The 26,669-nt window shown below is 43.3% G+C and carries 25 protein-coding genes; 12 read left to right on the top strand and 13 right to left on the bottom strand.

What is annotated here, in order from left to right:
* Positions 1 to 123: 123 nt before the first annotated feature.
* The gene (locus tag V7L07_RS16260; RefSeq protein ID WP_335059475.1) at positions 124 to 816 is read right to left on the bottom strand and encodes a Uma2 family endonuclease; all 693 of its coding nucleotides are present in this window, start codon (positions 814 to 816) and stop codon (positions 124 to 126) included.
* 92 nt (positions 817 to 908) lie between these two features.
* On the opposite strand from V7L07_RS16260, the gene V7L07_RS16255 reads away from it, so the two are divergent.
* Positions 909 to 1,079 (top strand): hypothetical protein, encoded by a 171-nt coding sequence (locus V7L07_RS16255; protein WP_335059473.1) that lies wholly within the window; start codon positions 909 to 911, stop codon positions 1,077 to 1,079.
* Between the two features lie 107 nt (positions 1,080 to 1,186).
* Here the strand turns inward: V7L07_RS16255 and V7L07_RS16250 are convergent, their stop codons facing one another.
* The 3 genes from V7L07_RS16250 to V7L07_RS16240 form a co-directional block, all read right to left on the bottom strand.
* Entirely contained in the window at positions 1,187 to 1,750 is a 564-nt protein-coding gene (locus tag V7L07_RS16250; RefSeq protein WP_335059471.1) for a YfbM family protein, read from the bottom strand.
* A 132-nt stretch (positions 1,751 to 1,882) separates the two neighbouring features.
* Positions 1,883 to 2,665, bottom strand: coding sequence for an ABC transporter ATP-binding protein (locus V7L07_RS16245; protein WP_335059469.1), 783 nt, complete (start codon positions 2,663 to 2,665; stop codon positions 1,883 to 1,885).
* The gene (locus V7L07_RS16240; protein WP_335059467.1) at positions 2,655 to 3,788 is read right to left on the bottom strand and encodes a branched-chain amino acid ABC transporter permease; all 1,134 of its coding nucleotides are present in this window, start codon (positions 3,786 to 3,788) and stop codon (positions 2,655 to 2,657) included. The genes V7L07_RS16245 and V7L07_RS16240 overlap by 11 nt, the downstream gene beginning before the upstream one ends.
* A 192-nt stretch (positions 3,789 to 3,980) precedes the next feature.
* On the opposite strand from V7L07_RS16240, the gene V7L07_RS16235 reads away from it, so the two are divergent.
* From V7L07_RS16235 to V7L07_RS16220, 4 genes are all read left to right on the top strand, one after another.
* The gene (locus V7L07_RS16235; protein ID WP_179067621.1) at positions 3,981 to 4,178 is read left to right on the top strand and encodes a hypothetical protein; all 198 of its coding nucleotides are present in this window, start codon (positions 3,981 to 3,983) and stop codon (positions 4,176 to 4,178) included.
* Positions 4,179 to 4,403: 225 nt separating this feature from the next.
* The gene (locus V7L07_RS16230; protein WP_292853673.1) at positions 4,404 to 4,661 is read left to right on the top strand and encodes a cytotoxic translational repressor of toxin-antitoxin stability system; all 258 of its coding nucleotides are present in this window, start codon (positions 4,404 to 4,406) and stop codon (positions 4,659 to 4,661) included.
* Positions 4,662 to 4,773: 112 nt separating this feature from the next.
* Positions 4,774 to 6,360 (top strand): glucose-6-phosphate isomerase, encoded by a 1,587-nt coding sequence (locus V7L07_RS16225; RefSeq protein ID WP_335059465.1) that lies wholly within the window; start codon positions 4,774 to 4,776, stop codon positions 6,358 to 6,360.
* Between the two features lie 240 nt (positions 6,361 to 6,600).
* Positions 6,601 to 6,816, top strand: a complete 216-nt coding sequence (locus V7L07_RS16220) for a hypothetical protein (RefSeq protein ID WP_335059463.1) — start codon at positions 6,601 to 6,603, stop codon at positions 6,814 to 6,816.
* Positions 6,817 to 7,353: 537 nt separating this feature from the next.
* Here V7L07_RS16220 and V7L07_RS16215 read toward each other — a convergent pair.
* Entirely contained in the window at positions 7,354 to 8,748 is a 1,395-nt protein-coding gene (locus V7L07_RS16215) for a cytochrome P450 (RefSeq protein WP_335059461.1), read from the bottom strand.
* A 74-nt stretch (positions 8,749 to 8,822) separates the two neighbouring features.
* Positions 8,823 to 9,638, bottom strand: a complete 816-nt coding sequence (locus V7L07_RS16210; RefSeq protein ID WP_335059459.1) for a TIGR01548 family HAD-type hydrolase — start codon at positions 9,636 to 9,638, stop codon at positions 8,823 to 8,825.
* Between the two features lie 458 nt (positions 9,639 to 10,096).
* Here V7L07_RS16210 and V7L07_RS16205 point away from each other — a divergent pair, with 458 nt between their 5' ends.
* Positions 10,097 to 10,396 (top strand): 30S ribosomal protein PSRP-3, encoded by a 300-nt coding sequence (locus V7L07_RS16205; protein WP_094333099.1) that lies wholly within the window; start codon positions 10,097 to 10,099, stop codon positions 10,394 to 10,396.
* Between the two features lie 9 nt (positions 10,397 to 10,405).
* On the opposite strand, the gene V7L07_RS16200 is transcribed toward V7L07_RS16205, so the two are convergent.
* The 4 genes from V7L07_RS16200 to atpD form a co-directional block, all read right to left on the bottom strand.
* Positions 10,406 to 12,292, bottom strand: a complete 1,887-nt coding sequence (locus V7L07_RS16200) for a serine/threonine-protein kinase (protein WP_335059602.1) — start codon at positions 12,290 to 12,292, stop codon at positions 10,406 to 10,408.
* 231 nt (positions 12,293 to 12,523) lie between these two features.
* On the bottom strand, positions 12,524 to 14,629 hold the full coding sequence (locus tag V7L07_RS16195) for an SPFH domain-containing protein (protein ID WP_335059456.1): 2,106 nt from the start codon (positions 14,627 to 14,629) through the stop codon (positions 12,524 to 12,526).
* A gap of 302 nt (positions 14,630 to 14,931) precedes the next feature.
* Positions 14,932 to 15,345 (bottom strand): ATP synthase F1 subunit epsilon, encoded by a 414-nt coding sequence (atpC, locus tag V7L07_RS16190; protein WP_335059454.1) that lies wholly within the window; start codon positions 15,343 to 15,345, stop codon positions 14,932 to 14,934.
* 138 nt (positions 15,346 to 15,483) lie between these two features.
* Positions 15,484 to 16,932 carry a F0F1 ATP synthase subunit beta gene (gene atpD / locus V7L07_RS16185; protein ID WP_094348862.1) on the bottom strand — a complete coding sequence of 483 codons (1,449 nt, stop codon included), beginning with the start codon at positions 16,930 to 16,932 and terminating at the stop codon, positions 15,484 to 15,486.
* A gap of 405 nt (positions 16,933 to 17,337) precedes the next feature.
* Between atpD and V7L07_RS16180 the strand changes: the two genes are divergently transcribed.
* A complete protein-coding gene (locus V7L07_RS16180; protein WP_335059452.1) occupies positions 17,338 to 18,162 on the top strand; it encodes a SirB1 family protein in 825 nt (274 codons plus the stop codon).
* A 115-nt stretch (positions 18,163 to 18,277) separates the two neighbouring features.
* Here the strand turns inward: V7L07_RS16180 and V7L07_RS16175 are convergent, their stop codons facing one another.
* On the bottom strand, positions 18,278 to 18,718 hold the full coding sequence (locus V7L07_RS16175) for an SRPBCC family protein (RefSeq protein ID WP_335059450.1): 441 nt from the start codon (positions 18,716 to 18,718) through the stop codon (positions 18,278 to 18,280).
* A gap of 279 nt (positions 18,719 to 18,997) precedes the next feature.
* Between V7L07_RS16175 and V7L07_RS16170 the strand changes: the two genes are divergently transcribed.
* The gene (locus V7L07_RS16170; protein WP_335059448.1) at positions 18,998 to 20,650 is read left to right on the top strand and encodes a mechanosensitive ion channel; all 1,653 of its coding nucleotides are present in this window, start codon (positions 18,998 to 19,000) and stop codon (positions 20,648 to 20,650) included.
* Between the two features lie 325 nt (positions 20,651 to 20,975).
* Here V7L07_RS16170 and V7L07_RS16165 read toward each other — a convergent pair whose 3' ends face one another.
* Positions 20,976 to 22,457, bottom strand: a complete 1,482-nt coding sequence (locus tag V7L07_RS16165; protein ID WP_335059446.1) for a GTP-binding protein — start codon at positions 22,455 to 22,457, stop codon at positions 20,976 to 20,978.
* A 228-nt stretch (positions 22,458 to 22,685) separates the two neighbouring features.
* Here V7L07_RS16165 and tpiA point away from each other — a divergent pair, with 228 nt between their 5' ends.
* Together tpiA and folP are read left to right on the top strand one after the other, a co-directional pair.
* Positions 22,686 to 23,417, top strand: coding sequence for a triose-phosphate isomerase (tpiA, locus tag V7L07_RS16160; RefSeq protein ID WP_335059600.1), 732 nt, complete (start codon positions 22,686 to 22,688; stop codon positions 23,415 to 23,417).
* A 52-nt stretch (positions 23,418 to 23,469) separates the two neighbouring features.
* On the top strand, positions 23,470 to 24,330 hold the full coding sequence (folP, locus tag V7L07_RS16155; RefSeq protein WP_335059443.1) for a dihydropteroate synthase: 861 nt from the start codon (positions 23,470 to 23,472) through the stop codon (positions 24,328 to 24,330).
* A gap of 89 nt (positions 24,331 to 24,419) precedes the next feature.
* On the opposite strand, the gene V7L07_RS16150 is transcribed toward folP, so the two are convergent.
* Positions 24,420 to 25,265 (bottom strand): SPFH domain-containing protein, encoded by an 846-nt coding sequence (locus V7L07_RS16150; RefSeq protein WP_335059441.1) that lies wholly within the window; start codon positions 25,263 to 25,265, stop codon positions 24,420 to 24,422.
* Between the two features lie 354 nt (positions 25,266 to 25,619).
* Between V7L07_RS16150 and V7L07_RS16145 the strand changes: the two genes are divergently transcribed.
* Complete coding sequence (locus V7L07_RS16145) at positions 25,620 to 25,964, top strand: hypothetical protein (RefSeq protein ID WP_335059439.1); 345 nt, start codon at positions 25,620 to 25,622, stop codon at positions 25,962 to 25,964.
* A 305-nt stretch (positions 25,965 to 26,269) separates the two neighbouring features.
* Positions 26,270 to 26,449: a 30S ribosomal protein S21 gene (gene rpsU, locus V7L07_RS16140; protein ID WP_322681522.1), complete on the top strand. Its 180-nt coding sequence runs from the start codon at positions 26,270 to 26,272 to the stop codon at positions 26,447 to 26,449.
* The last annotated feature ends 220 nt before the right edge of the window (positions 26,450 to 26,669 follow it).

Raw genomic sequence — 26,669 nt, 5'->3', positions numbered from 1 at the left:
GCAAGATATGCAAACTCTGCAAATGCTGTTAAACCTGGATGCAGGGGAACAGTTTAATGAAACTCAACAACAAACAAGATCCCCGACTTCTTAAAGAAATCGGGGATCTAAACTTTTCGATTTTCACAAGAGTTGTTCTGGGTCAATTCCCCGTTCTTGCAGTCGTGTCAATAAATCTTGATATCGTTGGCGTTCTTCCTCTAGTTGCTGGAGAGCTATTTCTTTAGCTTGACGTTCTTGTGTACGTACTTGGTCAAGCTCAACGGGTGTAAGAAATTTATATCCATCAAGGCGATATATTTCTAGGGTTTGTGGGGTGAGTTCAAAGCGGATTCCCAAACGGGGACTTATCCATCCATGAATCTGATTAATTTCCTGTAACCAATCTTCTGAGCGCAGAAAACCTGTTAATTCATTTCGGTCTGGGTCGTAAATGTAATATTCTTCAACTCCATAGCGTTGATAAAACAGGAGTTTATTTGCCATTTCTTTAGTTGTATTACCAGGAGATAATATTTCAAATACCACCTGTGGCGGAATATTATCTTCTTCAAATTGCTTGTAAGAACCCCTATCTACTTTGGGTCTACCAAACACTACCAGAATATCTGGTGCTTGTTTGATGTTAGGATTGCCTGCCACTGGATACCAAAATAAATCTCCAGCGATGAATACATCTGGTTGGGATGCAAATAAAATTTCTAAATTTTCTTTAATAGTTACTATCCAGCGAAACTGCTTGGTATTATCCGCCATTGGTTGTCCGTCGCTTTCGGGGTAGATAACCTCAGATGCGGTATTAGGAGTGATTACCATAATGCTACGCCTCCACTCTTGGGCTTTCTCATAGTTTAGATGGTGGGATGGAAGTTGTGAGCTAATAATGGTAATTATGTACTAATTAAATATTGAGCGATCGCTATAAAATATTGTTGATCGTGCGATCGCCTCTTCTTCAACGACAAACACGCACCGAAAAGTGTAGAAATATTATTCCTACACTTTTGCAATTTAGCGATCGCTTAAAACCGCAAACCAGGATTCGAGTTTCATCTAGTAATCTAAACCTGCTTCAGTAAAAGCGGTTTGAACTTGCTCTAAATCTCTGACTGTCATCATTGACATAAAAGGCTTTTTCCACTGAGATATACAACTCGATTTTAACAAGAGCCAAATTTCCAAAAAATTAATCAGATGAGAGCAAAACAATATCACCTTCTTTTGCAGCATTCTGAAAAAACTCTACCAATTTTGGATATAGTTCAAACAAAGGCTCTATCTCCTCTTCGTCCCATCCTCCAGGGCTAGGATTTGGGTAAATTTCTGCTTCATTAAATACAGCAGAATTAAATCTGCTCTTCAATTCTTCAACAGAAATTTGACTTAAAGCATCGGCAACATCTCGAACCTCTTCAAGTGTGAGATAGCGTACAAATCCGTAACCTGCTTCAAACTGTGTAGGCGTACCTCCCATAACGACATTACAAAGAGGAGGTGATACTTGGGTATCAACTTCCAAACTTGACTCTCCAGTGAGAAGAAAATGTAGTGCGTGCCAATCATCAAGGCTGAAGTCACGTTTATTGCTTCGTTGCTCTTGTCGTTGGGCAATCATTGCCTGTGGATTAGTAAAATCAAAAACTAAATTATCTAAATTAAGCTTAAAGAAAGATTCTGCTGCTTTAGTATCATTCTGAATTTCTGCGAACTTTTGTGGCGTAATGCGTTTATAGCTAGCTGTAATACCCATAATATTTAGTTGAACCTAAATGCTGTTAATAGTGTTCCCTTTGACTTTGGACAAATAACGGTATTCATCTACTTTTATTTGTCCAAAGTCAAATCACTAAATGCATTGCATAAGCAGAAAGTTTATAGCAATTTATTTGCCCAAATAAGCTTCTAAAACTTTGGGATTAGTTTGAATCTCCGAGGGTGTACCATCAGCTAAATTTTGCCCTTCGGCAAGTACCCAAACACGATCGCACAAGGACATAATCACATCCATATTGTGTTCGATAATCAAAAAGGTCATACCGTCTTGACGGTTCCAAGTGATAATGCGATCGCAAATATCATCAATCAATCTGGGATTCACCCCAGCAGCAGGTTCATCCAACAAAATTAACTTGGGATTAGTCATCAGCGCCCGTCCCATTTCTAGCAGCTTACGTTGTCCACCAGACAAGCAACCAGCATAATCGTGTGCTTTTTTTGCTAAACCCACTGATTCTAATAAAAACATTGCTCGTTCTTCGAGTTGCTTTTCTTCCTTGGCGACAATGTGCGATTGCAACTGCACCTGCCAAAAATTTTCACCCGTTTGTTTTTGCGCTGCCAGCAGCATATTTTCTAACACCGACAACCGCGAAAGAGTGCGTGCAACCTGAAAAGTGCGGATTACCCCCTGCTGGGCGATTTGATATGGTTGCAAATTGTGAATTGGTTCGCCATCAAAAATCACTCGTCCCTTGTCGGGGCGAATGAAGTTTGAGAGTAAGTTAAATAAAGTAGTTTTTCCAGCACCATTGGGGCCAATTAAGCCCGTAATGCTGCCTTTAGCAACTTCGATTTTCGCCTCATTAACTGCTTTGACACCGCCAAAGCTTTTAGAAAGTCCAGTGGCTACCAAAAGGGGAAGCGGGGATGAATAGTTATTTACCAAGGGTGAGTTCCTCCTTTTTCCCTAAGATACCTTGAGGACGCCAAATCATCAGTACCATCAAAATTAGTCCGATTACCATGATCCGAAATGCACCCAAACGGGCTTCATCAAGGGGGACGATTCTAGGCAAGACTTCTCGCGTTAGCGCATCGTAAGCAAAGAAAATTACCGCACCTAAGATTGTGCCAACGTTATTCCCAGAACCACCTAAAATCACCATAATCCAAGTGTCAAAGGTAATTTGCGGTTGAAAGTTATCAGGGTAAATAGCGCCCAGTTGCCAAGCGAAGAAAGCACCAGCGATACCCGCGATCGCACCCCCTAACATGAGAGATTGTAATTTATACCAAAAGACATTTTTTCCCAGCGCTTTAGGAATTTCTTCATCTTCACGGATGGCTTTGAGAATTCTACCCCAAGGCGATCGCACCAAAATTTCTAACCGCCAGTATACAAGTGCTAAAACCAGCAGCAACACTAGCATTAAACCCGCTTTTGGGTTGTAATTATACAGTCCAATCACCCCAGAAATATAAATCGCTGCTGCCAAAACTGCTAAAACAATTCCCACACCCAAACGGGATGCGAATTCTTGCTTGCTAGTTGTCCTTTTGCCTAAATCAGTAGTCCGAGATACTTGGGTAATGCGAATCCATCGCCACAAGGTAAAGAAAGTTACAGAAGTTAGTAGCGTTAACAACCCAATCATCCCAAATCTGACAAACAAATTCGGCTCCGTAGATAGAGGTATGGGATAACTTTGTACACCAAACGCCCCAGAAACCCAAGTGTCACCCACAGGTAAATCTTGATTATTCACCACCAAACGAATTAATTCGCCTGTACCAATGGTGACAATTCCTAGATAATCTTCCCGTAAGCGTAAAGTTGCAAAACCAATTATCAAACCCAACAAGGCGGCGACAATTGCCCCAGCTATTGCTGATATCAGTAGGGGTACACCCTTTAAGCTTAACAATACGGTTGTATATGCTCCCAGAGTCATGAAAGCAATATGACCAAAATTAATTAACCCGGTAAAGCCCCATTGCAAATTGAGTCCAAGTGCGAATAAAGCGAAAAGTGCTGTAGAAATTGCTAAGAAAATGAGATAGTCAACCATGTTTTGGAATGGGGAGTGGGGAGTGGGGAGTGAGGAATCGGGAATTGGGAATGGGGAATCGTTATTTTCGCTTGTACCCCTACTCCCCACTCCCACTCACTAAGCGAATAAATTTTAGCGTAGCTTGAGCATAGCTAATTTTATGGGAATACTATCTATTGTTGGTGTTTGTTGGTAGGGAATAATTGACGTATGAATTTGCTGCGACTGAGAATGCATCATCTAATCGAGCAATTAGGTGATGACGATTTGCAAGACATTTGGAACGTTCTGGAAGGTTTATATTATGACTTTTATATGCTCAAAGCGATACAACAAGTTAAGCGATCGCAGCAACCGTGGGATATATTAACCCATGAAGAAGCGGTAAGACTGTTGATGTTTTTCTGATTCAGTAGCGCTTTTAGTAGTGCTGAGTGCCCAGTAGTAGCCCATAGTTAAAACTAAGGGATTAGTTAGGATTAGGAAGAAATTTATTTATTATTTAGAACTAAAGTCAGAGGATTTAGATCCATATACTGAATTGTAAGTCTTAGTACTGGTTCTTGACTCAGCACTCAGCACTTTCAACTCAGCACTCTTTGACCCCTCAAGTTTTGGTGAAGGTAACGCCCAGTGAGTCTGGAAATGCGCTATGCCAGGTCTTTTTTACTAGACCTGAAGAATCTAGAACCTGCCGCCTACGAGCGGGTGCATGATTTTGTTTTTATTGAGTTAGCTCAAAAGTGGCAGTTGAGTGATTTACAAGAACTACGACAGCTTGATGGTGAAGGCATTTTTCACCGCTTCACCCTCGATAATTACCTGATTGGTATAGAAATTAGGGGTGAGATTGTGAAATTTCTGCGTGTCATCCCTATGCCAGATGTTTAAAGTGAGGAGTTAAGGGAACACTGAAAACTGTAAACTGTATAAGGCTAGGCAGGGATCGCTATAACCTTACATTAAACTGGTTTTTGAAAAACACTTTATTTGAGATTTCCCTATGGATGCTAGGGCACTTTGGCAACGATACCAAAACTGGTTATATTTCCACGAGGGATTGGGGCTGTACTTAGACGTGAGTCGGATACGGTTCGATGATGCCTTTGTGGAGTCGTTGCAGCCGAAGTTTGACAAGGCGTTTGCGGATATGGCTCAACTAGAGAAGGGTGCGATCGCAAATCCCGATGAGAACCGCATGGTTGGACACTACTGGCTGCGAAATCCTGATTTAGCGCCATCTCCAGAACTTACACAAGAAATAGTCCAAACCCTAGAACAAATCGAAGCCTTTGCGGAAAAAGTCCAAACAGGTGCTATTCATCCTCCCAGAGCAAGCCGCTTTACGGATATTATTTCCATTGGCATTGGTGGTTCCGCCCTCGGTCCCCAATTCGTCGCGGAAGCTCTCGCTCCTGATTTTCCGCCCCTGAAAATTCACTTTATCGATAACAACGATCCCGCAGGTATCGATCGCGTTCTCAATCATCTGCGAAATAGCCTCGCCAGCACTCTGGTATTGGTGATCTCCAAATCTGGAGGAACACCAGAACCCCGTAACGGCATGATTGAAGTTAAAAAAGCCTACGCCGGACACAATTTGGAATTTGCTCAATATGCGGTAGCAATTACCAGCGTTGATAGCAACCTCGATAAACTGGCCAAAGATGAAGGCTGGCTGGCCAGATTTCCCATGTATGACTGGGTAGGAGGACGTACCTCAGAAATGTCTGCTGTGGGGCTAGTACCCGCCGCATTACAGGGGATTGATGTTCGTGCCATCCTAGATGGTGCAAAAGAGATGGATGACGCTACCCGCGTCCCAGATGTGAAAAATAACCCAGCAGCCTTACTCGCCTTGTCTTGGTACTTTACTGGCAACGGCAAGGGCGAAAAAGATATGGTTGTCCTACCTTACAAGGACAGCTTATTTTTATTCAGTCGCTATTTGCAACAGCTGGTGATGGAATCCTTGGGTAAAGAAAAAGACTTAGACGGCAAAGTTGTCCATCAAGGCATCGCCGTTTATGGCAACAAAGGCTCAACAGACCAACACGCTTATGTGCAGCAGTTACGCGAAGGTGTAGCGAATTTCTTTGCTACCTTCATCGAAGTGTTGGAAGATCGTCAGGGCCCATCCACTGAAATAGATCCGGGAGTTACATCAGGCGATTATCTTTCCGGTTTTCTTCAAGGAACCCGGCAAGCGCTTTATGAAAATCACCGCGATTCCATTACAGTCACCATTCCCCAAGTTAATCCCCGAACTGTAGGGGCATTAATTGCGTTATATGAACGCGCTGTTGGTTTATACGCTAGTTTGGTTAATGTCAACGCCTACCATCAACCAGGGGTAGAAGCTGGCAAAAAAGCTGCCGCTTCCATTCTGGATTTGCAAACACGAGTGGTAGCAGTACTACAAAAAGAAAAAACTCCCCTTTCTCTTGACGAACTCGCCGAAAAAGCAGGTGCATCAGATCAAGTTGAGGCAATTTACAAGATTTTGCGTCATATCCACGCCAATCAGCGAGGTGTAGTTTTGCAAGGTGATCTTCAGAAACCCGGTAGTTTGACGGTTTCTGCTAGCTGATAGTTCTAGTCTAAATATCACATCTTATCCATAATTGTTGTATCAGCAACAATTTTTTATTGTGAAGCATCCTAGATAGAAGATATATCTTCCGTCTAGGATGCTTCACCGTATAATTCGTAATTTGTAATTAACTTCTCTCCGGGTTCTCAATACTGTTCGGTTAAGGCAAGAGACGCGATGAATCGCCGTCTCTACAATAATTAATTCTTTCGTCAATGTCTTAATCTTTCATCGCGCTTGGACGCAACCGATGATGATGAAAGTAAAGTCAAAAAAACTGCTATTTGGATGCACGACAACCCTATATTACTTCCTCCAGTAGAAGATTCTCAGCAATCAGAATTTTTAGCAAGTTTTGACAAGCTATTTATGCTGTCAAATTTCTATAATTCTCTGCTCCCAAAGTGGATTCCTGAAGAAAAAATATTTTTGACAACTAATGGTATTAATTAACGTGAGTTCGACAAGTCTTATTTGACCTCTCCCCCAGCCCCTCTCCGTGTCGGAGAGGGGAGCAAAAAGCTTAATTTTTCGTTGCTCCTCCCTCTCCGAAACGGAAAGGGAGGTTGGGAGGGAGAGGTTCATCGAACTCACGTTAATTAGGACTTACGCATTGACAGAAAAGCCAAAATAACAGATATAGTTTTCAAGGCTTCTAGCTAGATTTTTCAATTATCTTTTTGCGATCGCAACCAACAAAGGGTAATGTGCAAAAGTCTGAAACAACGTATTTACGTTGACACACAAGATAGTTATTTTGTACAGTGCGTAAGTCCTATTAATGTAGAAGATTTTAATTTAACAGGAATTTATAGAAATCCAAAAAGACTGATTTCGATTAGTAAAGGTAACAAACCTATGGTTGGGATAAAGTTGCTAAACAGTGGCACGAGGCATTTTTCTCAGTTTAAATAAAATACAGGATTAGTTTGTAAGTGTAGCCCCTTTTAGACATCGTTTCCACCCTATCCCATCCCATTCTCCCAGTCTTTAAACGGAACTAGAGCTAGTCTGAAGAATGGGCTGATTTTGAAGACGCTTCCCCTTCACCACTATCTTCACACCACCTGCTGGGCTAAATAGCAACCCCTTACGTACTGGCTGCACTGGTTTGCTATCAGCCAGTTCCATCTCGCAGTGAGATAGCACTGTTGCCAACACCAGTTTCATCTCAAACAAGGCAAATGCCATACCAATACAGCGACGGTTTCCACCACCAAAGGGTAAATACTCATAGGGGGAAAATTGCCGTTCCAGAAAACGCTCTGGCTTAAATTGCTTCGACTCAGGATATAAATCTTCTCGATGATGGGTCAAATAAATAGAGGGATTGAGCAAAGTCCCAGGCTCAAAGTTGTATTCTCCAATTTGTAGGGGTGATTTGACCACTCGATTTAGTGCCGATATCGCTACTGGATAAAGACGTAGGGTTTCAGAACAGACAGCATTCAAATAAGGCAATCGGAAAATAGCGTTTGGATCTGGTTGTTCACCCAACTTATCTAGTTCTTGTAGCAGTTTTTCCCGTACCTGTGGTGCATGATGAATCCAGTACAGTGCCCATGATAAGGAAGTTGCAGTAGTTTCGTGACCTGCTACTAATAGGGTCATCAGTTCATCACGTAATTCCAGGTCTGTCATCGGCTCTCCCGCTTCATCACGAGCAGCCATCATCAAAGATAGAATATCAGTTCGAGATGGATCGGGTTGTGCTTTGCGTTCTTGAATCTGGGCGTAGATGAGTTGATCGATTTGCTGCCGTAAAAGCAAGTATTTCCCCCAAGGACTCCACGCTCCTAAATCCCGTCGCATTGCTGGAAAAAGCAGCAGAACTGTTCTTAAGATAGAGATTTTCGGATTCAGGATTGCAATCAGGAGTTCATCGAGTTTTTCATAACGTGATCCATCTTCTAGACCAAATACAGCCTTCAAAATCACTTGAAAAGAGATTGCTTGCATTGATGGCAGAACTGCAAAGGTTTCTCCAACCTGCCACTGATTAGTCACTTGCTCAGTGATGTCGCGGATTAATTCACCATAAGCTAGCATTCGTTCCCCATGTAAGGGCGGTGTCAACAGCTTTCGTTGTCGTTGATGAGGCTTTCCTTCCAGCGCCAGTAGTGATTGCCTTCCTAATAAAGGTGAACTAATCCCTGCTGGCTCACCAGAGTCCAACTGCTTTGGATCTGTAGTAAAAATCTGTTGAATCGCTTGAGGATTGCTGATGAAAACTTGAGGAGCAGCATTTTGTCCTAGCTGAAGGGTGAAGATATCACCATAACGTTTAGCACAGTCTTCTATGTATTCTAATGGGTTCGTCAGCCATTGATACGTCTGTACCCAAGGGTGAGTTTGAGGGCCATTAGGCAATTTAAGTGCAGACATTTTTATTAATCTCCCAATGATTAAAGCAAGATTGTTATCACCCAGTCATTCATGCACCCGTAGCTTGATTAATCTTAGAACACAGATTGGGGAGATGAACTTACCAATTCTTGAATCTGCCTTGGGGTTAATTCTTGCACATTACGCAAAACTACTGCTGCTTTGGCTGCTATTAGTGTCTCACTATAGGCATCACCGCGCGCTACTGTTTCCTGGACATGGGGTGGTAAAACCCCTACACCAATCCACGAACGAGCAGAATCTAAACGCCGCGCTTTCTCGACGGTATACATATCTGCTACTGTATCTCCCACATACACTACAGCTAATTTTTGCTCAATTCCATTATCTAACTCACGAACTGTCGCGAAAAGTCCTGTGGGGTCAGGTTTTCCTGGTGCATCTTCCATCGCAATCAATACTGGAGATTCTAAACCCAGGCGTTTTTCTAATACATAGTTAGCAGAAGCACGAGTTGCACCGCTAAAAAATCCCCAAGCAATCCCCGCTTGGGTAAGTTGTTCTAAATAGCTAGGTTGTAATAATAAAGGTTCATTACAAATATACCCAGTAAAATTATTTGGGTCTGGGCCGCGGTAGCGCGATTGAAAAAATGCAACGATCGCACCATAATCTAGTTGCAGTTGTTCGCGGCTCTGTCCTTGGGTTTCAAAGTAGCGGTAAATTAATTCCTGCGAGGCTTCCCAATCGTTATTCCACACACCTTCAGACTTCAGTTGGTCAATATCTTGTGGGGTTGGACGATAGGCTTGGGTCGTAAAATATTCTACGGTATCTGCGATCGCACGGCGATAGGAACCGCTCACATCGCGCACAACGCCATCAATATCGAAAACAACGATCGCTTTTGTAGAAGTGAGTTGAGTCATGGGATAAGAAGCAAAAGAGTTTTACATCATCATAAAACGTGAGATCATGACTCAGGTAAAAAATCGGGGTCGAGGGCTTGCTCTGGCGTCAAAGGAGATTGTTCGGGCAAGGTAGCCACACCCAATGATGTTGTTTGAGATTGGGGCTGTTGGGCAGTTACGTCGCTTCTCTACGAGACGCCAAGGGCGAACGCTCCGAATTCAGCTTCGCGTAGCTTGCTTCCCCGCAGGGGTACGCGGACTCGCTAACGCTACGCTAACAAAATTAATAATTCTCATAAACAAATTTACTTACTCTGTATCATGAGTCTGTTTCGGTCATAAGCATCTTTGTTAGCCCCGACTATCCCTTATGCTAGCCCAATCCAATCACTGTTTGGTCATTTGATAGGGTATTGCGTTAAAATAAGCGATCGCTATCCTTGTTAAATAATGCCCGGAAATTCCCGGAGGTGTGATTGACCAAGTTTATTTTGAAAATATTGTGGTTAGACGAAAACGTTGCTCTAGCAGTCGATCAAGTTGTAGGCAAAGGCACCAGTCCTTTGACTAAGTACTTTTTTTGGCCCAGAAATGATGCCTGGGAAGAGTTAAAGAAGGAATTAGAGTCCAAACATTGGATTACTGACCTGGATCGTGTCGAGTTGCTTAACAAAGCAACAGAAGTGATTAACTACTGGCAAGAGGAAGGCAGAAACCGTCCAATGGCAGAAGCTCAGTTGAAATTTCCTGAAGTTGCCTTTACAGGTAGCGCTTGATATTACAAATTAGCTATTGTCCTGTTCTACAAGCTGCCACAGTTTGATAGTCTTGTCCCGGCTGCCGCTTGCAATTAATTGTGTAACTTTGCTCACAGCAACAGCGGATACTGAGTCTACATGACCAGAGAGAGTAACAATCTCTTCTGCTGTGCTTACCCTCCAAAGTTTAACTGTTTTGTCGCAACTTGCACTTAGGAGCGTTTCGCCATCGGCAGTAAAAGCCACAGCCACCACAGACCAAGAATGGCCTACAAGTGTGCTAATTAGCTGACCAGTGTTTACCTCCCACAATTTAATGGTGTTATCATCACTACCCGTCGCCAAAATTTGACCATCTGGACTAAAAGCGACTGTCAGAACCGCCCATGCATGACCCGAAAGGGTGCTTAACAAGCTATAGCATGGGCGGTTTTGAAGAGGTAAGGGGGCAAGGGGCAGGGGGAAAGGGGGAATGTCCTGCGCCCCTTGTGGATAGTCTTTTAACTCAGCACTATTTATATCCCCCTGCCCCCTGCTCCCTGCTCCCCTGCTTCTTGTTGGTATCTGCCACAAGCGAATTGTTCTGTCATAACTAGCGCTAGCTAAAAGCTCTCCTTGGGGACTAAATGCCACTGAATTTACCTTTAATTGATGTCCAGCTATGGTGCAAATTTCTCTGCCGGTATTGACATCCCAGAGTTTGATTGTCTTATCCCAGCTACCACTAGCGAGAATCTGCCCATCTGGACTGAAAGCAACTGATTTTACTGCGTGGGAGTGTCCCAATAAGGTGGAGATTTCCTTTAATGTCTCAAACTGCCACAACTTAATAGTTTTATCATCGCTAGCAGTTGCCAAAATTTGACCATCTGGACTAAAGGCAACTGATTTTACAGCCTGGGAATGTCCTGATAAGCTAGCTATGACTTTTTGAGTATTTAAATCCCACAACTTGATGTTTTTGTCATCACTACCACTGACTAAAGTATAACCATCAGGGCTAATGGCAATGGTATTTACCCCACTCGACACACCAGAATGTCCACTTAGGGTATGCAGGCATCGCCAAGGAGGATTTGGTAATTTAAAATTTTGAGTTTTACATTCCATACCCATTGCTTGCATAACTTCATTAGCTGATTGAAAGCGGCGGTTAACAGCATTTTGCAGCAGCTTGTCGAGAATTTGCGCCAAGCGTAGACTCTTTGAGTCTTGTAGCCAGACATCCGTAACCTTAGTAGTAAGATATTGTTGCCAGATCCAGCAATCATTTGCAATATCAAATAAATCAAAGGGAGGAATCTGGGTCAGTAAGTAAATACAAGTAACACCCAAGCTATATAAATCACTCGCAAAAACCGCTTTTCCTCTTGTTTGTTCTGGAGGAGCGTATTCTGGACTGCCGATACTGGTTTCAGATGTTAGCTGATCAATTTCTGTGACGATTTTCGCAGTGGAAAAATCGACTATAATAAAGTCCCCTTTCTTGGTAATTGGGGATCTACGGATGATATTTTGGGGTTTAATATCGCGGTGGATAATGTTGCGATCGCTCATCAACTGCAAAACTGGCAAAACATCTTCTAAAAGTTGCCAAATCTGAGTTTCATTAAAAGCACCTTCTTCCTCAACCACCTGAGCTAAATTAGTGCCTGCAATAAACTCCTGTACTAAATAAAAATACCCGTTATGCTCAAAATAAGCCAATAAAGCGGGAATTTGCAGGTGCTTTCCTAATTCCTCTAGCTTTTGCGCCTTTTGCTGAAAATTTTTAAATGTTTCGGATTCCGGCGATGATTCTTGAACAACGCAAGGAATTGGCGGAAACTGACCTTCATCTACAGCGAGGAAAGTTTTACAGAATCCCCCTTTACCAATCTGCTTGAGTAAACGATAACGTTCTTGTAAAAGCAAAATTTCCCTACCTACGAGGTGGGCAAAATGCCCTGTTTTTTGTACTGACAATTCAGATCATCTGGAAAACCTCTCTCTAAATCTCTCTCCTAAAAGGAGAGAGACTTTGAATTTTCCCCCTTCCCGTGACGAGTTGGAGGTTAGGTTTTTGGTGGACTTTTCACGTTATATGGAAAGTCAAGTTTTTGTAAGGGCACAACAATGTTATGCCCCTAACTCATGTTCCTGATGTTACTTATCTTCGGGAAAATTCACAACTATAGGTGGATAACCGTTTTCTGGGGTTGGTTGTGCTTTAGTAACTACTGGTTGCGGATGCAAAGGTGTTGGTGTCAATTCACCTTTACCAGTTTGATTCCATAAAATCATGGATAACAGCCCATCCACTAAGCCGTTATTGCTGCCATTACTGCCAACCAAGACATCTGGAATCAAACGGACATTGCGATCGCCGATAATCTGCATCAGTTGCATTGCTGTATAACCTTGTGGCCCCAGAGCTTCCACACCAGCGCGGTAGGTTTCAGCTTTGGCGTTACCTGTGGCTCGGATACCTTCAGCCTCAGCAATTGCTCGGAGTTTTGTACCTTCAGCTTCACCATTCGCCTGCTTAATTTGAGCTTGGGCTTTCAAGTCAGCTATATGCACACTCTGCTCCGATTTCACCATTTCTTGCTGAATATTAGCCAGTGCCGTTTCCCTAACAAGCTGCTGCCGTTGGGTTTGCGCCATCTGCTGGACTTCATAAGTCTTGCGTTCTTCTTCGGCAATTTTTCGATCTGTCTGTGTCTGCATTAACGACGCTGGTGGCTGAATATCACCAATGAGGGTGTCGATCGCTTGCACATCATAAGCCCGCAATGCTGTTTTAATATACTCAGCAGCCTCAGATTGTCGCTCACTCCGAGCAGTGAGAAAGTCTAGTACAGTATAGTCTTGGGCTGAGTTGCGGAAATAATTCCCGATAGTCGGTTCTAATACATGGTCTACCAGATTTTGCATTGCCCCAACGCGAGAAATTACCTTCGGCGCATCTAAAGCACCAACATGGATAATTTGCGCTACTTCCAAATCAAAGGCAAACCCATCACGCGATCGCACTGTTAAAGAAGCCAGTTTAGCATCATAGCTGTGGCGTTCAGTCCGGCCTGACCAGTTTAAAACGATGTTGGTCGTTGGCACGAGTTCAATCTTCATAATCCGGGAATTAATCGGGTGCTTACCAGGATATAGCGGTTCGACCCAAACACCTTTGTGTCCCTGATTGACTAAGTTCCCGTGGGTGAAAGCTGCACCGCTGACATCTTGATGTGCTTTACCCACGAAAGAAATTACCACACCCACATATCCAATGGGAATTTCCGTCATCGGTACTTGTTCAACCTGAACAAACCAAGGATTCAAGTTCCAAGAACCAGAAAGTAAAGTTTGCTCTTGTAAACCTCGCCGCCCACCGCCATTAATAAATTTCTGACCATTTTGGAAGTTGTTGTGTTCTTCAATGATGGGGCCTGCGAGTTCACCAGCAGAAATTGGTACACCATCTAAGGTAGTAACGATGCCAACTTTATCAGATGCCAGACTGTATACCCGCAGTTGTTCTGGAGTCATGCCATGAGTGGCGGCATTTGATGCCATGATGACTTTAAATAGGGCGGTATTAATCCGGTACGTACCAGCTGTGAGAAAACCCATTTGCCGCCCTTTTTCGCCGCCTTGGGTAAGGAATTTCCGAGCATCTTGGAAGTTGTCACAACCTACAATTTTACCCAAAATCCGCTCTGGTGGGTTGGATGCTCCATCTGCCGCCACAATCAAAGCGATTTCTCCTTGGGGAACGACAATTACCGATTCTTTCTTTACAGAATATTGCCAAGGCCAATAGCCCCAGTGCCAACCAGGGGCTAAAGTGTCTGCCTGCAAGCCAGCTTCGCCGTTAAGGGCAATCAAGCTACCAGCGGGGAGTCCACGCCCAGAAAGGGTAAATTTCCTCACGACAATACCAACTTCACGTTCGCCAATCACCACAAGTCCGCCAAAGAACAGGGGGACGAATATGACTAAACCGCCGATAAGTACGATGGGAACCAGTACAACAGGATCGATTCCAGCAGCTTGATATTGAATCCTGCTAGTTTGTAATTGGGCAATATTAGGTTTAGTCTGATTTCGCTGGACTGATGCTGGAGTAATTTCTTGTGCAGTAGTTATTTTGACAGAAGTAGCATTGGCAGAATGAATACTACCAGAGAGTGCTAAAGTTGCTACGACCGATGCTGCAAAACGAGCTACCTTATTTTGTTTACGAGTACCAAGCAAAGATGAAAGGCTTTTCATAATTTGTGCCCAAAAGGGCAACTAATTAGTTAATTTAACACTCCACCAAAGCTTGGCTCAATTTCTTAAACTTGGCGTAATTTTTTTTAAAATTAATAAATAAGGAGTCAGAATTCAGAATGGGCTACGCCCCGCTGCGCTAACAGGATTCAGAATACTCTATCCATAAAGGGATGGAGTTTTGGCATCCGTACAGAATTTATACTGATTTCTGGCTCCTGACTCCTGAGTTCTTCTTAATAAATATTTTATTTTGTAGGTTGGACATTGCCCAACCTACAAACTTGAAATAGAAATTGAATTTAGACTGAACCGCCAGCAGCTTGAAACCGAGCGCGGGCGCGTTTGAAAGCTTGGTTCGCTTGGATTTGGGCTTGGCGATCGTCTGCGGAAACTTGAGTTAGCCGTGCTTCTGCTTGGTTGTAAGCGGTACGGGCTTCATCAAGGTTAATTTTGTCACCACGTTCAGCGCCGTTAACCAGAATTGTCACTTCATTTTCTTCAACTTCGGCAAAGCCACCCAAAAGAGCGATCGCTTGCCAATTCTGATTTTTAGCAGCACGGACTCGCATTACACCAGTATCTAGAGCGGTCAAAAGTGGTGCGTGTCCTGTTAAGATACCTAGTTGACCAGTCGTGCTAGGCAAAACGACTTCTTCAGCTGGGGCATCCCAGACTGTTTTATCTGGGGAAATTACACGAACGGTTAATGTCATTTGTCTTTTGTCCTTCGTCCTTCGTCCTTTGTCCTACCCTACGGGAAGCCGCCCTTTGGGCGTCTATGTCTTTTGTAATTGCCATTAGTCATTAGCAGTTAAACTAATGACCAATGACTAATGACCAATGACTAATGACTAACCTTTGATTTTTTCAGCTTTGGCGATCGCTTCGTTAATATCGCCAACTAAGTAGAAAGCCTGTTCTGGCAAAGCATCCAATTCACCAGACAGAATCTTTTGGAACCCTTTGATGGTGTCTTCCAACTTCACGTACTTACCAGGAGAACCGGTGAATACTTCTGCCACAAAGAACGGCTGAGACAAGAAACGCTCAACTTTCCGGGCCCGCGCGACGATGAGACGGTCTTCTTCAGACAATTCATCTAGACCGAGAATCGCGATAATGTCTTGGAGTTCTTTATAACGTTGCAGAGTTGATTGCACCGCCCGCGCAGTATTGTAGTGTTCGTCACCGACAATATTGGGCTGAAGCATGGTGGAAGTTGAACCCAGGGGGTCAACTGCGGGATAAATTCCCTTAGCTGCCAAACCACGAGATAGTACTGTTGTACCGTCCAAGTGGGCGAAGGTGGTAGCAGGTGCGGGGTCAGTGAGGTCATCCGCTGGTACGTACACTGCTTGAATGGAGGTAATGGAACCCTCGGTAGTTGAGGTAATCCGCTCTTGCAGTTCACCTACGTCGGTTCCCAATGTGGGCTGATATCCTACCGCTGAGGGCATCCGACCTAGTAAAGCTGATACTTCTGAACCTGCTTGGACAAACCGGAAGATGTTGTCAATAAACAACAGCACATCCTGCTTGTTCACATCGCGGAAGTATTCTGCTACTGTCAATCCCGAAAGACCAACCCGCATTCTGGCTCCGGGTGGCTCGTTCATTTGACCGTAGACTAGAGCAATTTTTGATTCATTGAGGTTGTCTTTGTTGATTACCCCAGATTCAATCATTTCGTTGTAGAGGTCATTGCCTTCACGGGTGCGTTCACCCACGCCAGCAAAAACGGATACTCCACCGTGTTGGGTAGCGATGTTGTTGATCAACTCCATCATGATCACGGTTTTACCAACACCAGCACCGCCGAACAGACCAATCTTACCGCCGCGTCGATAGGGAGTCAGAAGGTCAACAACTTTAATCCCAGTCTCAAACACCGAAGGTTTGGTTTCCAGGTCGGTGAATTTGGGAGCAGAGCGGTGGATGGGTAGAGTTGCCTCAGCATTTACTGGGCCTCTGTTGTCCACAGGTTCGCCAAGGACGTTGAAAATCCGGCCCAAAGTGGCTTTACCAACTGGTACGCTGATGGGAGCGCCTGTATCGGTGACTTCAAAACCGCGGACTAAGCCTTCGGTAGAACTCATCGCCACAGTCCGCACCTGGTTGTCGCCCAGAAGTTGCTGTACTTCAATGGTGATGTTGATTTCCTGTCCAGCTTCGTTGGTGCCTTTGATTTTCAAGGCGTTGTAGATTTGTGGCAATTTCCCGCCGGGAAATTTAACGTCTACAACTGGGCCAATGATTTGGGTAATGTAACCAATGTTTGTTTTTTCTGCGGTTGTTACCATGCTGCGCCTAATGAGTGAAGCTAGATTTCAGATAAGGTCGTAGAAGACATAAAATTAAACAATGTCACCTTTCAGATTAGCACTGAACGCCCCTACTCTACGCCATAAATTGATCCTTAAGACTAGGGCTTGGGGATCAAGATCAGGCTAACCTAAAATCAGTAGTTGGAGTATTTTTTTATTTGGAAGTCCCTTAGCTGAGGATTGCTGTTGTTATTTGCTCTCTGATAACGCTTTTCAAGTAATTTAACTACACTACTTCTCACCCCTGGCTGAGTTGTAGTTTAAATACCTGAAAATTGCTGTATAAACTTAGATACGAAAAAGTGCTTTTAGACCAGCCGTGATGCCTGCGGTTTTTGCTAGTCTAGGCTTCATCCTCACACTTTCACCGAACAACAGCTTATGAATTTCTCGTCAGCACGACAATATTTTTACCAGGAGATTCAACAGTCTGACGAGCATATTGACTTAGCAAAGGCAGCTTTGTATATTGCACAAGAAGAATATCCCAATCTAGACCCAGAAGAATATCTCAACGCCCTTGATACAATGGCGTGGGAGCTTCAAGAACGCCTGCCTGATTCACGATATCCTTTGCGGATAGTTCAAGGTATTAATCAGTATCTCTACGAAGATTTAAAATTTTCTGGTAATAAAATTGACTATTACGACCCGCGCAACAGCTTTTTCAATGATGTAATCGATCGCCGATTGGGGATTCCCATTACCTTAGCGCTGGTTTACCTGGAGGTTGCGAGAAGGATTGATTTTCCGATGGTGGGTGTGGGGATGCCAGGACATTTCTTGATTCGCCCAGATATTGCCGATATAGAGATTTTTGTGGATGCTTTCAATGGGGGTGAAATAATATTTGCCCAAGATTGCGAAGAACGCCTGTCTCAACTTTATCAGCAACCTGTAACGCTACAACCAGAATTTTTAGCCGTAGTCAATAATCGGCAATTTTTGGCACGGATGCTGACAAATTTAAAATTTATTTACCTTAAACAGCAAAAATTAGAAAAAACGCTGGCAGCAGTTGAACGAATTTTGCTGCTATTTCCTGATTTAACTTTAGAATTGCGCGATCGCGGCTTGATTTACTATCAACTCGGTTACTACCCCCAAGCCATAGACGACTTACAAAATTATTTAACAAAAATTCCCGATGCTGAAGATGCCTCTGTGATTCGGCGGCTACTTACCGAATTGGGTAAAGGTGAGTAGGGACTGGGGACTGGGGACTGGGGATTGGGGGAGGCAGGGGAAGCAAGGGAGAAGAGTTTTCCCCTCCGGCCCCTGCACCCCGCCCCTCTGCCTCTTTTCAATGCCCAATGCCCAATTATGAATTTTCTGCAACTCGTTTGAGGCGGCGCAGTTGGGCCTGCATATCTTGTTTTGTCCAAGATGCAGCAAAGGTGTTGAAGCCCCAACTGACTAAGGGGTTAGGGATATCGTACTCAAAGCGGTTGAGTAGAAGCGTTCCCTTTTCTATGGGTTGACATTCCCAGCGATCGCGCCCTTGAAAAAATCCCTGGAATTCCCAGACTACCAAACCCGGTTGTCGTTCTACAACTACGCTATTTAATGTAGGTTTTAGTAAAGGAATTTGAATGATAAAACGACTTTGACTGCCTACATCAGTACTCCAAGCTTCGCCCACAGGTTCGCAACGAAGAACGGGGTTGAGCCAACGGTGCATGAGAGTTAAATCGCTAATACAGCGCTCCACCACCGTAGCTGTAGCATTAATTTGAATCGATTGTTCCAAAACTTGGGACATTCCACATCTTTGGTGCGTTGCTGCAATTAGATTAACGCAAAATTTTGGGGAATGGGGAAGGGAGATGAGGGAGAAATCAATTCAAAATGACGCTCGCGGACTCCCTAACGCTGCGCTAACAAAATTCAAAATTAAAGAACTTCTACCTCCTCTTTCCCAATACCCCATACCCAATTTAAGTAAATTAAATCAATAAATATATGTATTTACTGGTAAATTGATAGACAAAACACTGACTCAGTGTTTGCGGCGAATACTTAAGCATAATTCCCGAAAACCATGAACACAACTTGGCAAGGAATAACCCAGGTGATAGGAGTTGGGTTGTCTACGAGGGTGGAGCAATTTTTGGCACAATCGCCCAGTCTGCAACAGGTGCAACCAGCAGTGAATCAAGGAATCGCTGATGTCCGAGGTATTGTTCAACAGTTGATTCTGTTTACGCCTCGTCTACTAGGGGCGGTGGCAATTTTGTTTGTAGGTTTGCTAATTGCCTTCGGCGTAGCGGCACTGACACAAGGAATTCTCAAGCGCACAAACATAGATAATCGCATTGCCGCTGGCGTAACGGGTCGTCAAGATGTTCCCCAAGTGGAGAAATTAATCTCCGGCTTAGTCTTTTGGAGCATTATCTTGTTGACGGCGGTAGCTGTTTTACAGGCATTAGATTTAGAGGTAGCCTCTCGACCCCTGAATAGTTTTCTTGATCAACTTATTGGCTTTTTGCCAAAGTTGGTTGGTGCAGGAATCCTTTTGACAACAGCCTGGTTTTTAGCGACCATTGTGAAGATTATCACTGTGCGCTCATTACAGGCATTTAATCTGGATGAGCGTTTGAATCCAGAACCAGAAGACAGCGCACCCAGCCTCAATCAGCTATCTCTGAGTGAGACGATTGGCAATGCTCTGTATTGGTTTATATTTTTACTGTTTCTCGCCCCAGTTTTAGATACTCTCGGACTCAGACAGGCTTTACAGCCAGTACAAGCTCTAATTACACAAGTTCTGCTAATTCTGCCGAACATTTTAGCGGCGATCTTAATAGCTGTAGTTGGTTGGTTCATCGCTAATGTAGTACGGCGGATTGTGACGAACTTGCTGGCGACAACTGGTATTGACCATTTAGGTAGTCGGTTGGGATTATCTGCAAGTGCTGGGGTGCAACCTCTATCGAATATTATCGGCACAATTGTCTATGTTTTGATTTTGATTCCGGTGGCGATCGCAGCGCTTAATGCCTTGCGAATTGATGCAATATCAATACCTGCGATCGCTATGCTGCAACAGGTTCTCAACGCCCTTCCTGCCATCTTTACAGCCATAGCAATTTTGATTGTTGCTTATTTGGTGGGGCGGTTTGTCGCAGATTTGATTACAAGTATCCTCACCAATTTAGGCTTTAATAACATTTTCACTATTTTGGGTTTGACTACACCCAGCAGACAAATCGTCATTTCCACAGAATCAACAATCCCGCCGACTCCAACCCGCACCCCATCGGAAATTGTCGGTATTGTTGCCTTAGTGGGTATCATCCTGTTTGCCACGGTGGCGGCGGTGAATATCTTGAATATTCCAGCCCTGACAGTATTAGTATCTGGGATTGTAATCATATTCGGGCGAATTTTGGCAGGATTGGTCATCTTTGCCATTGGCTTATTCCTGGCAAATCTGGCTTTTAATATCATCACCAGTTCCGGCGAACGCCAAGCCCAGATTTTGGGACAAGTGGCGCGGATTGCAATTATTGCCTTAGTCTCTGCAATGGCACTGCAACAGATCGGAGTTGCCAGTGATATTGTAAATTTAGCCTTTGGACTTTTACTAGGTGCGATCGCTGTTGCTATTGCCTTAGCTTTTGGTCTTGGGGGGCGCGATATTGCACGAGAGCAAGTTCAAGAATGGCTAAACTCTTTCAAAGGTAGAAATTAAAAGTTGATGAAGGCGCAAGTTCATCAGACTGAGTGCTAAGTACTGAGTGCTGAGTGCTGAGTGCTGAGTAAGAAGGAGAGTACTCAGTACTTTCGCACTCAGTAAGAGCAAGGCCTATTGTGGGCGGTTTTTCAACTCAGCACTGGCTCAACCCTAGCTATCCGCTAACAGCACTCGGAACTCAGTACTCTTCATGTTTCGAGTTCTACAGATCAATGGTAATAATCAGCGATCGCTCTAAGGAATAAGAGATACAGCAGATTTCAAGTTAGTGAGCTACAAAAATAATCGTTATGAATGCTGATACGAATTACAAATTTCTGCATCACTTTTTGAGTTTTACCTTGTAGAGTAATTCATCTTTAATCCGGTTAAGAATTGAAGTCTCATCCAGGTTAGCCAAAATCCGGTTAATCACTGCTTTCGGCCCATCAGGCCCCCAAGTCGCGCCATTGGCTAAATAAACTTTGGTAACTTGTCCAATACCGTAAGAAGAAACACCAGCTACTCCCCCTTGCGTGAGTGCCACCGATATATAAGGGCCTAAGGCAATGCCACCTGTAGCTGTAGCAGAGATCCCCAGTAAAGTTTTTAATCCACTTAAGCCCAAGTTTGCTAACAATTCACTAGCACCTATGCCGCCCATACTCAGGGCAATTTTTTGTAGCAATTGTATAGCCCCGGCTTCGGTCATGGAGAAGCCATAGAGTTTAGATAAACCCAATATCAGAGCAATATCAATGACTACACTACTCAGAATATCTACCACAGTTACGGGATTAAGTGCGATCGCTAATGCCTTAGTCATCACAGCTTTCCAAATCAGCTGATTGGCATTCTGTTCCCGAATCATCACTTTTCGCTCTATCAATTGCTCATTTACAATGTCGGCATAAAGCATAGTATTGAGAGCAACCAAGGCTTTACCCTCACGGTGTAGAATCTCCAAAATTTTCAGCTTCAGTTCTTCAACTTGGGCATTCCCTGTACGTAACTGTATACCCCTAGTGCCATCAGGGCGACGAATCGCCGTCTTCACCAATGGCGATGCCGCAGCCATAATAATTTCTAGAGGTGTAAGTAATTCGCGCACCCTTTCATCCCGGATTTTGTGATAAATTGCCATCCGGTCTGCTTCTGGATACTGGTCTACTTTGTTAAACACCAGAATGATCGGTTTACCTGCTTCCCGCAACTGAGAAAGGGCCATGTATTCTAGCTTTGTCATGTCGCCAGATATCACAAACAGAATTAAATCCGCTTGTTTAGCAATTTGTTCAGCTAAGGCGGCACGGGTTGCACCATCAACTTCGTCTAACCCAGGAGTATCAATTAATTCTACCTGCGATTGACCTACACCAGGGAGAGTAACTCGCAAAGCACGTTCAGTTTCCCCAATTGCTTCCTCGCTAATACTCCAATTAACTCTTTGTGCAGCACGGGTGACACCGTGCAGCGGCCCAGTTTCAAATACTGTTTGTCCAACCAAAGCATTGAGTAGCGAAGACTTACCACGTCCCACCATGCCAAAAGCCGCAATCTGTACCACCATGCGGTCTAATTTCCCTAACATGGTTTCCAACTCAGCAATTTCCGTCTCTAACCCGGTTTTTTCTTGGGGGGTGAGGTCGAGATTGGCTACCAAATTTCGCAGCGCCGTTTGTGCTTGTTTATAGTTAAGTTCTGTTTGAATATCTTCAAAACTGAAAATAGCACTATCCAGTTCTTCCTCCCAACTCAGAGAATTTGGATCAGTGTTAGCGGAATCGCTTTGATGAGGTTCAGGCATAGGCAAGGTAGAAGTCATATTAATTTTAGATTTTAGATTTTAGATACACCCCCTCTACCATCCTAGTTATTTTTAGCAAGGGTTTGGCGAGATGAGAGGTAGCAGAGGTAGCAGGGGAAGAATAATTTTTACCCAATCCCCAATCCCCAGTCCCCAATCTCCAACTCGTAGACTAATGACTAACAAAAAGTCATAAACTGAAAAATGCATCTAATATAACGCGTTAGAATCTTGACTAAATTACCTGTGCGGAAAATCGTTATTGCCGGCAACTGGAAAATGTACAAAACTCAGGCAGAAACCCAGGAGTTTTTACAAGGATTTCTGCCCCACTTAGAGGAAACCCCGGAAGGGCGAGAAGTGATATTGTGCCCTCCGTTCACTGATTTAAGCGTTTTGTCCAAGACTTTGCACGGTAGCCTTATCCAATTGGGGGCACAAAATATTCATTGGGAAGAATTTGGAGCCTATACGGGTGAGATTTCTGGCCCAATGCTGACAGAAAGTGGTGTGCGCTTTGTGATTGTCGGTCATAGCGAACGACGGCAATACTTTGGTGAAACGGATGCCACTGTTAACTTGCGCCTACGAGCTGCTCAAAGGTTTGGTTTGACTCCAATTCTCTGTGTTGGCGAAACTAAACAACAACGAGATGCAGGAGAAACTGAATCCCTGATTATTCGCCAACTGGACAAAGCCTTGGTAGATATCGATCAGAATAATTTAGTGATTGCCTACGAACCAATTTGGGCGATTGGTACTGGTGATACTTGTGAAGTAACGGAGGCAAATCGGATAATTGGCTTAATTCGTAGCCAGTTGAGTAATCCGAATGTATCAATTCAATATGGCGGTTCAGTTAAACCGAATAATATTGATGAGATTATGGCTCAACCAGAAATTGATGGTGTTCTGGTGGGTGGAGCAAGTTTAGAACCTGAGAGTTTCGCTCGGATTGTGAATTTTCACTTAGGGTAATGTGCCTTATTTTCGTTCCCATGTTCTGCATGGGAATGCCTAATGTAGATTTATGCCAAGCAACTTGATAATTCGAGGACGCTGTTTCGAGTGGGGACAGCAGACTTATCTGATGGGTATTTTGAATGTAACGCCTGATAGCTTTAGTGATGGGGGTGAGTTTAACACCACCTCTGCTGCTTTAGTACAGGCGCAAGCACTGGTAGCTGCTGGTGCTGACATAATTGATGTGGGCGGTCAATCAACTCGACCAGGGGCAAAGCAAATAACTCTGGCGGAAGAACTTGACCGAGTACTATCGGTGTTAGAGGTGCTAAGACCAGAAATTTCAATCCCGATTTCTGTAGATACAACTCGTGCTGCTGTAGCTAGGGCATCTGTAGAAGTTGGAGCGGATATTATTAATGATATTTCTGGCGGCACTTTTGACTCAGAAATGTTGCCAACAGTTGCAGAGTTAAATGTGGCGATGATTTTAATGCACATCCGGGGAACACCACAGACAATGCAACAACAGACAGATTATCAAGATTTGCTTACAGAGATTTATAGTTTTTTGGCTCGGCAAATTGAGGTAGCAACTACTGTGGGCATTGACCTGGATAAAATTATTATTGATCCTGGTATTGGTTTTGCTAAGAACTATGAGCAAAATTTAGAAATTTTTCGGGGCTTGCGATCGCTCGCAGCACTCAACTGTCCTATCTTAGTAGGAGCATCTCGTAAAAGTTTCATCGGTCGCATTTTAAATCAACCAGATCCCAAAGCACGAGTTTGGGGAACGGCAGCAGCTTGTTCTGCTGCTATTTTTAATGGCGCTGATATCCTCCGAGTTCACGATGTTCAAGAAATGCGCGATGTTTCATTAGTAGCCGATGCAATATTCCGACAAGCCGCACAGCCTAACCAATAATTCCTTGATGTTACAGAGTAAGCAAATTCTAGATTTATTTATGGGGTTAATCTAAAATCCAAAATCCAAAATCCAAAATTGTTTGACTCTTAAGTATTACCGTTTTCGGATTTTTTGCCGTGACCTTCTGTAATTATTGACTCGGCAATCAACTCCTGAAACATTTCAGTCGAATTAGCTGGGTCTACAAAGACAATTTTGGCATTACTACTCTCGCCAAGTTTTTGGCTGGCATCTACGTAATCTTGAGCGACAAGATACCGCAGAATGTCCCTACTTTCTTTGGGATTGCTACTTAGAGCTTGAGAAATGATTTGCACTGAAGCCATAGTTCCTTCAGCTTTCTTAATGGCAGCTTCCTTTTCCCCTTCGGCTTCGGTAATCAGCGCCCGTTTTTTGATTACGGCGGCTTGTTCCTCTTCTCTAGACTTGCGTACACTCTCAGGTAGTGTGATTCTCTGAATATCTAACCGGAGAATCTCAACTCCCCAATCTGCCGTTATATGATTCAGCTGGTCTAAGATGGCTGAGTCCATCTCCGCTCTAGAGACATTAGTCTGCTCTAGGGTATTCTGTGCAATGATTTCGCGGAGCGTGGTTGTGGTTATCTGTGTCAATGCTCCTTGGAGATCCTCAATTGCGTAAAAGCTTTTTTCAATATCTCTAATACGCCAGTATACAATAGCATCCACTTCTACGTAAATATTATCTTGGGTGATCACATTTTGAGGTTTGATGTCTGTAAACTGCTCTCGTGTAGTATCTTCCATCACAATCTGATCCACCAAGGGAACGATAAAGTTCAGCCCTGGCTTAAGTTTCCGATGAAACCGCCCCAAGCGTTCGACTAGGGCTTCATTTCCTTGATTAATCAGTTTTGCAGAACCTAATGCATAACCTATAAGGGCTAAAACTATAGCAATAATTGGCTCCATGTATGCTCCTATTCAGCTTTGGGGAGAATTTAATGTCAAGGATATGGTACTAGCTTGTCATATCTTTGAGTTTAATGTTTTGAATCTTTGATACTCCCGACGCCTAGAAGGCGGGGGATTCTTGGTTAAACTGTTTTGCGGAATGCGATCGCTATTAAAGCACCTTGATAAAACGCTGGCAAGGACTACTTGATGTAATCAACATTACTTGTACTGGTATCTTCAGACAATCCGAAATTTTATTCAGTATATTCACGTATATAAATGAATTTTACGTAAAATTTCGTAGAATTTTCAAAACTCTACTATAATCAGGTTAAAATTGGTTTTAGACATTAAAAATATCAAAATATTATGGGTAGGTTGTTAATCAAACTTATAGGTTTAATTCTACTTTTCACAGGATTATACTTTTTTGGTCAAAATATCATATTTGTTAGCGGTTACTATTCATATTTTTACCGTAGCTTACCTGCTACAGCTTCGGTTTTGGCAATTATGGCAGGTATCTTTGCATTAGTTTTTTTTCGTAGAGAAACTGGTAATTTGGGATGGGTTTTTCTAGGCATTGGCATAGTATTAGTTTTCTTAAGCGGTGGAGTTATTTTAAAGCCAACTAGCTTATGGAATTTCATAATTGCTTTTACAGCATTAGCATCTGGATATAAATTACTAAATGAGGGTAGAATCAACTTTTAAAATCTGTAGAAATAATCATATTTTCTGATATTTCTTAGTATTTAAGGCTACATTATTTTCCAGCTTTTAGTACAGCTAGAAAAATTTAGTATTATAATTTTCTCATCTTCTCTATTATCTCTGAGAGTGCATTAGCTCACTTAGATTAACTTTTCGTTAAGTGCTGATTTAGAGATTCAGAAGCACACGTAACCCGCCTCAAACGGACGAATAGTCTCTTAATCATGACTTTAGCTAAGGGGTGTTTTACTCAGGTTGAGGGTAATATTACAATGGAGACTATTGATGATGAGGAAAAGGCAAGAATGACCCAGGTGGTTCTAGGAGAGAACGAAGGAATAGACTCAGCTTTGCGTCGGTTTAAACGTCAGGTTTCCAAAGCTGGGATATTAGCTGATGTGAAATATCATCGGCACTTTGAAACACCGATAGAAAAACGTAAACGTAAGGCGGTGACAGCTAGACGCACAAGACGCTTTAAATAAACCTATTGGTGCGATATCGGCGTTGCTTGAGGTTATGACTGAAAACAAGCAACAGCACTATCGCCATTATTCTTACAAAAATTAAGCAAAGTATGCCGCACCGCCAATTAAGGCGTAGATGAGTTACTTTCTCTATACACAGAGAGCCTTATAGGCTTTATCTTGATTGGATGGAACAAGCTAAAATTGCTGTCCATCAACCAAAATAAGTGCCTTTGCC

The organism is Nostoc sp. (genome assembly GCF_036916985.1).
GTDB lineage: Bacteria > Cyanobacteriota > Cyanobacteriia > Cyanobacteriales > Nostocaceae > Nostoc.
This window is presented reverse-complemented; position numbering and strand designations above follow the sequence as displayed.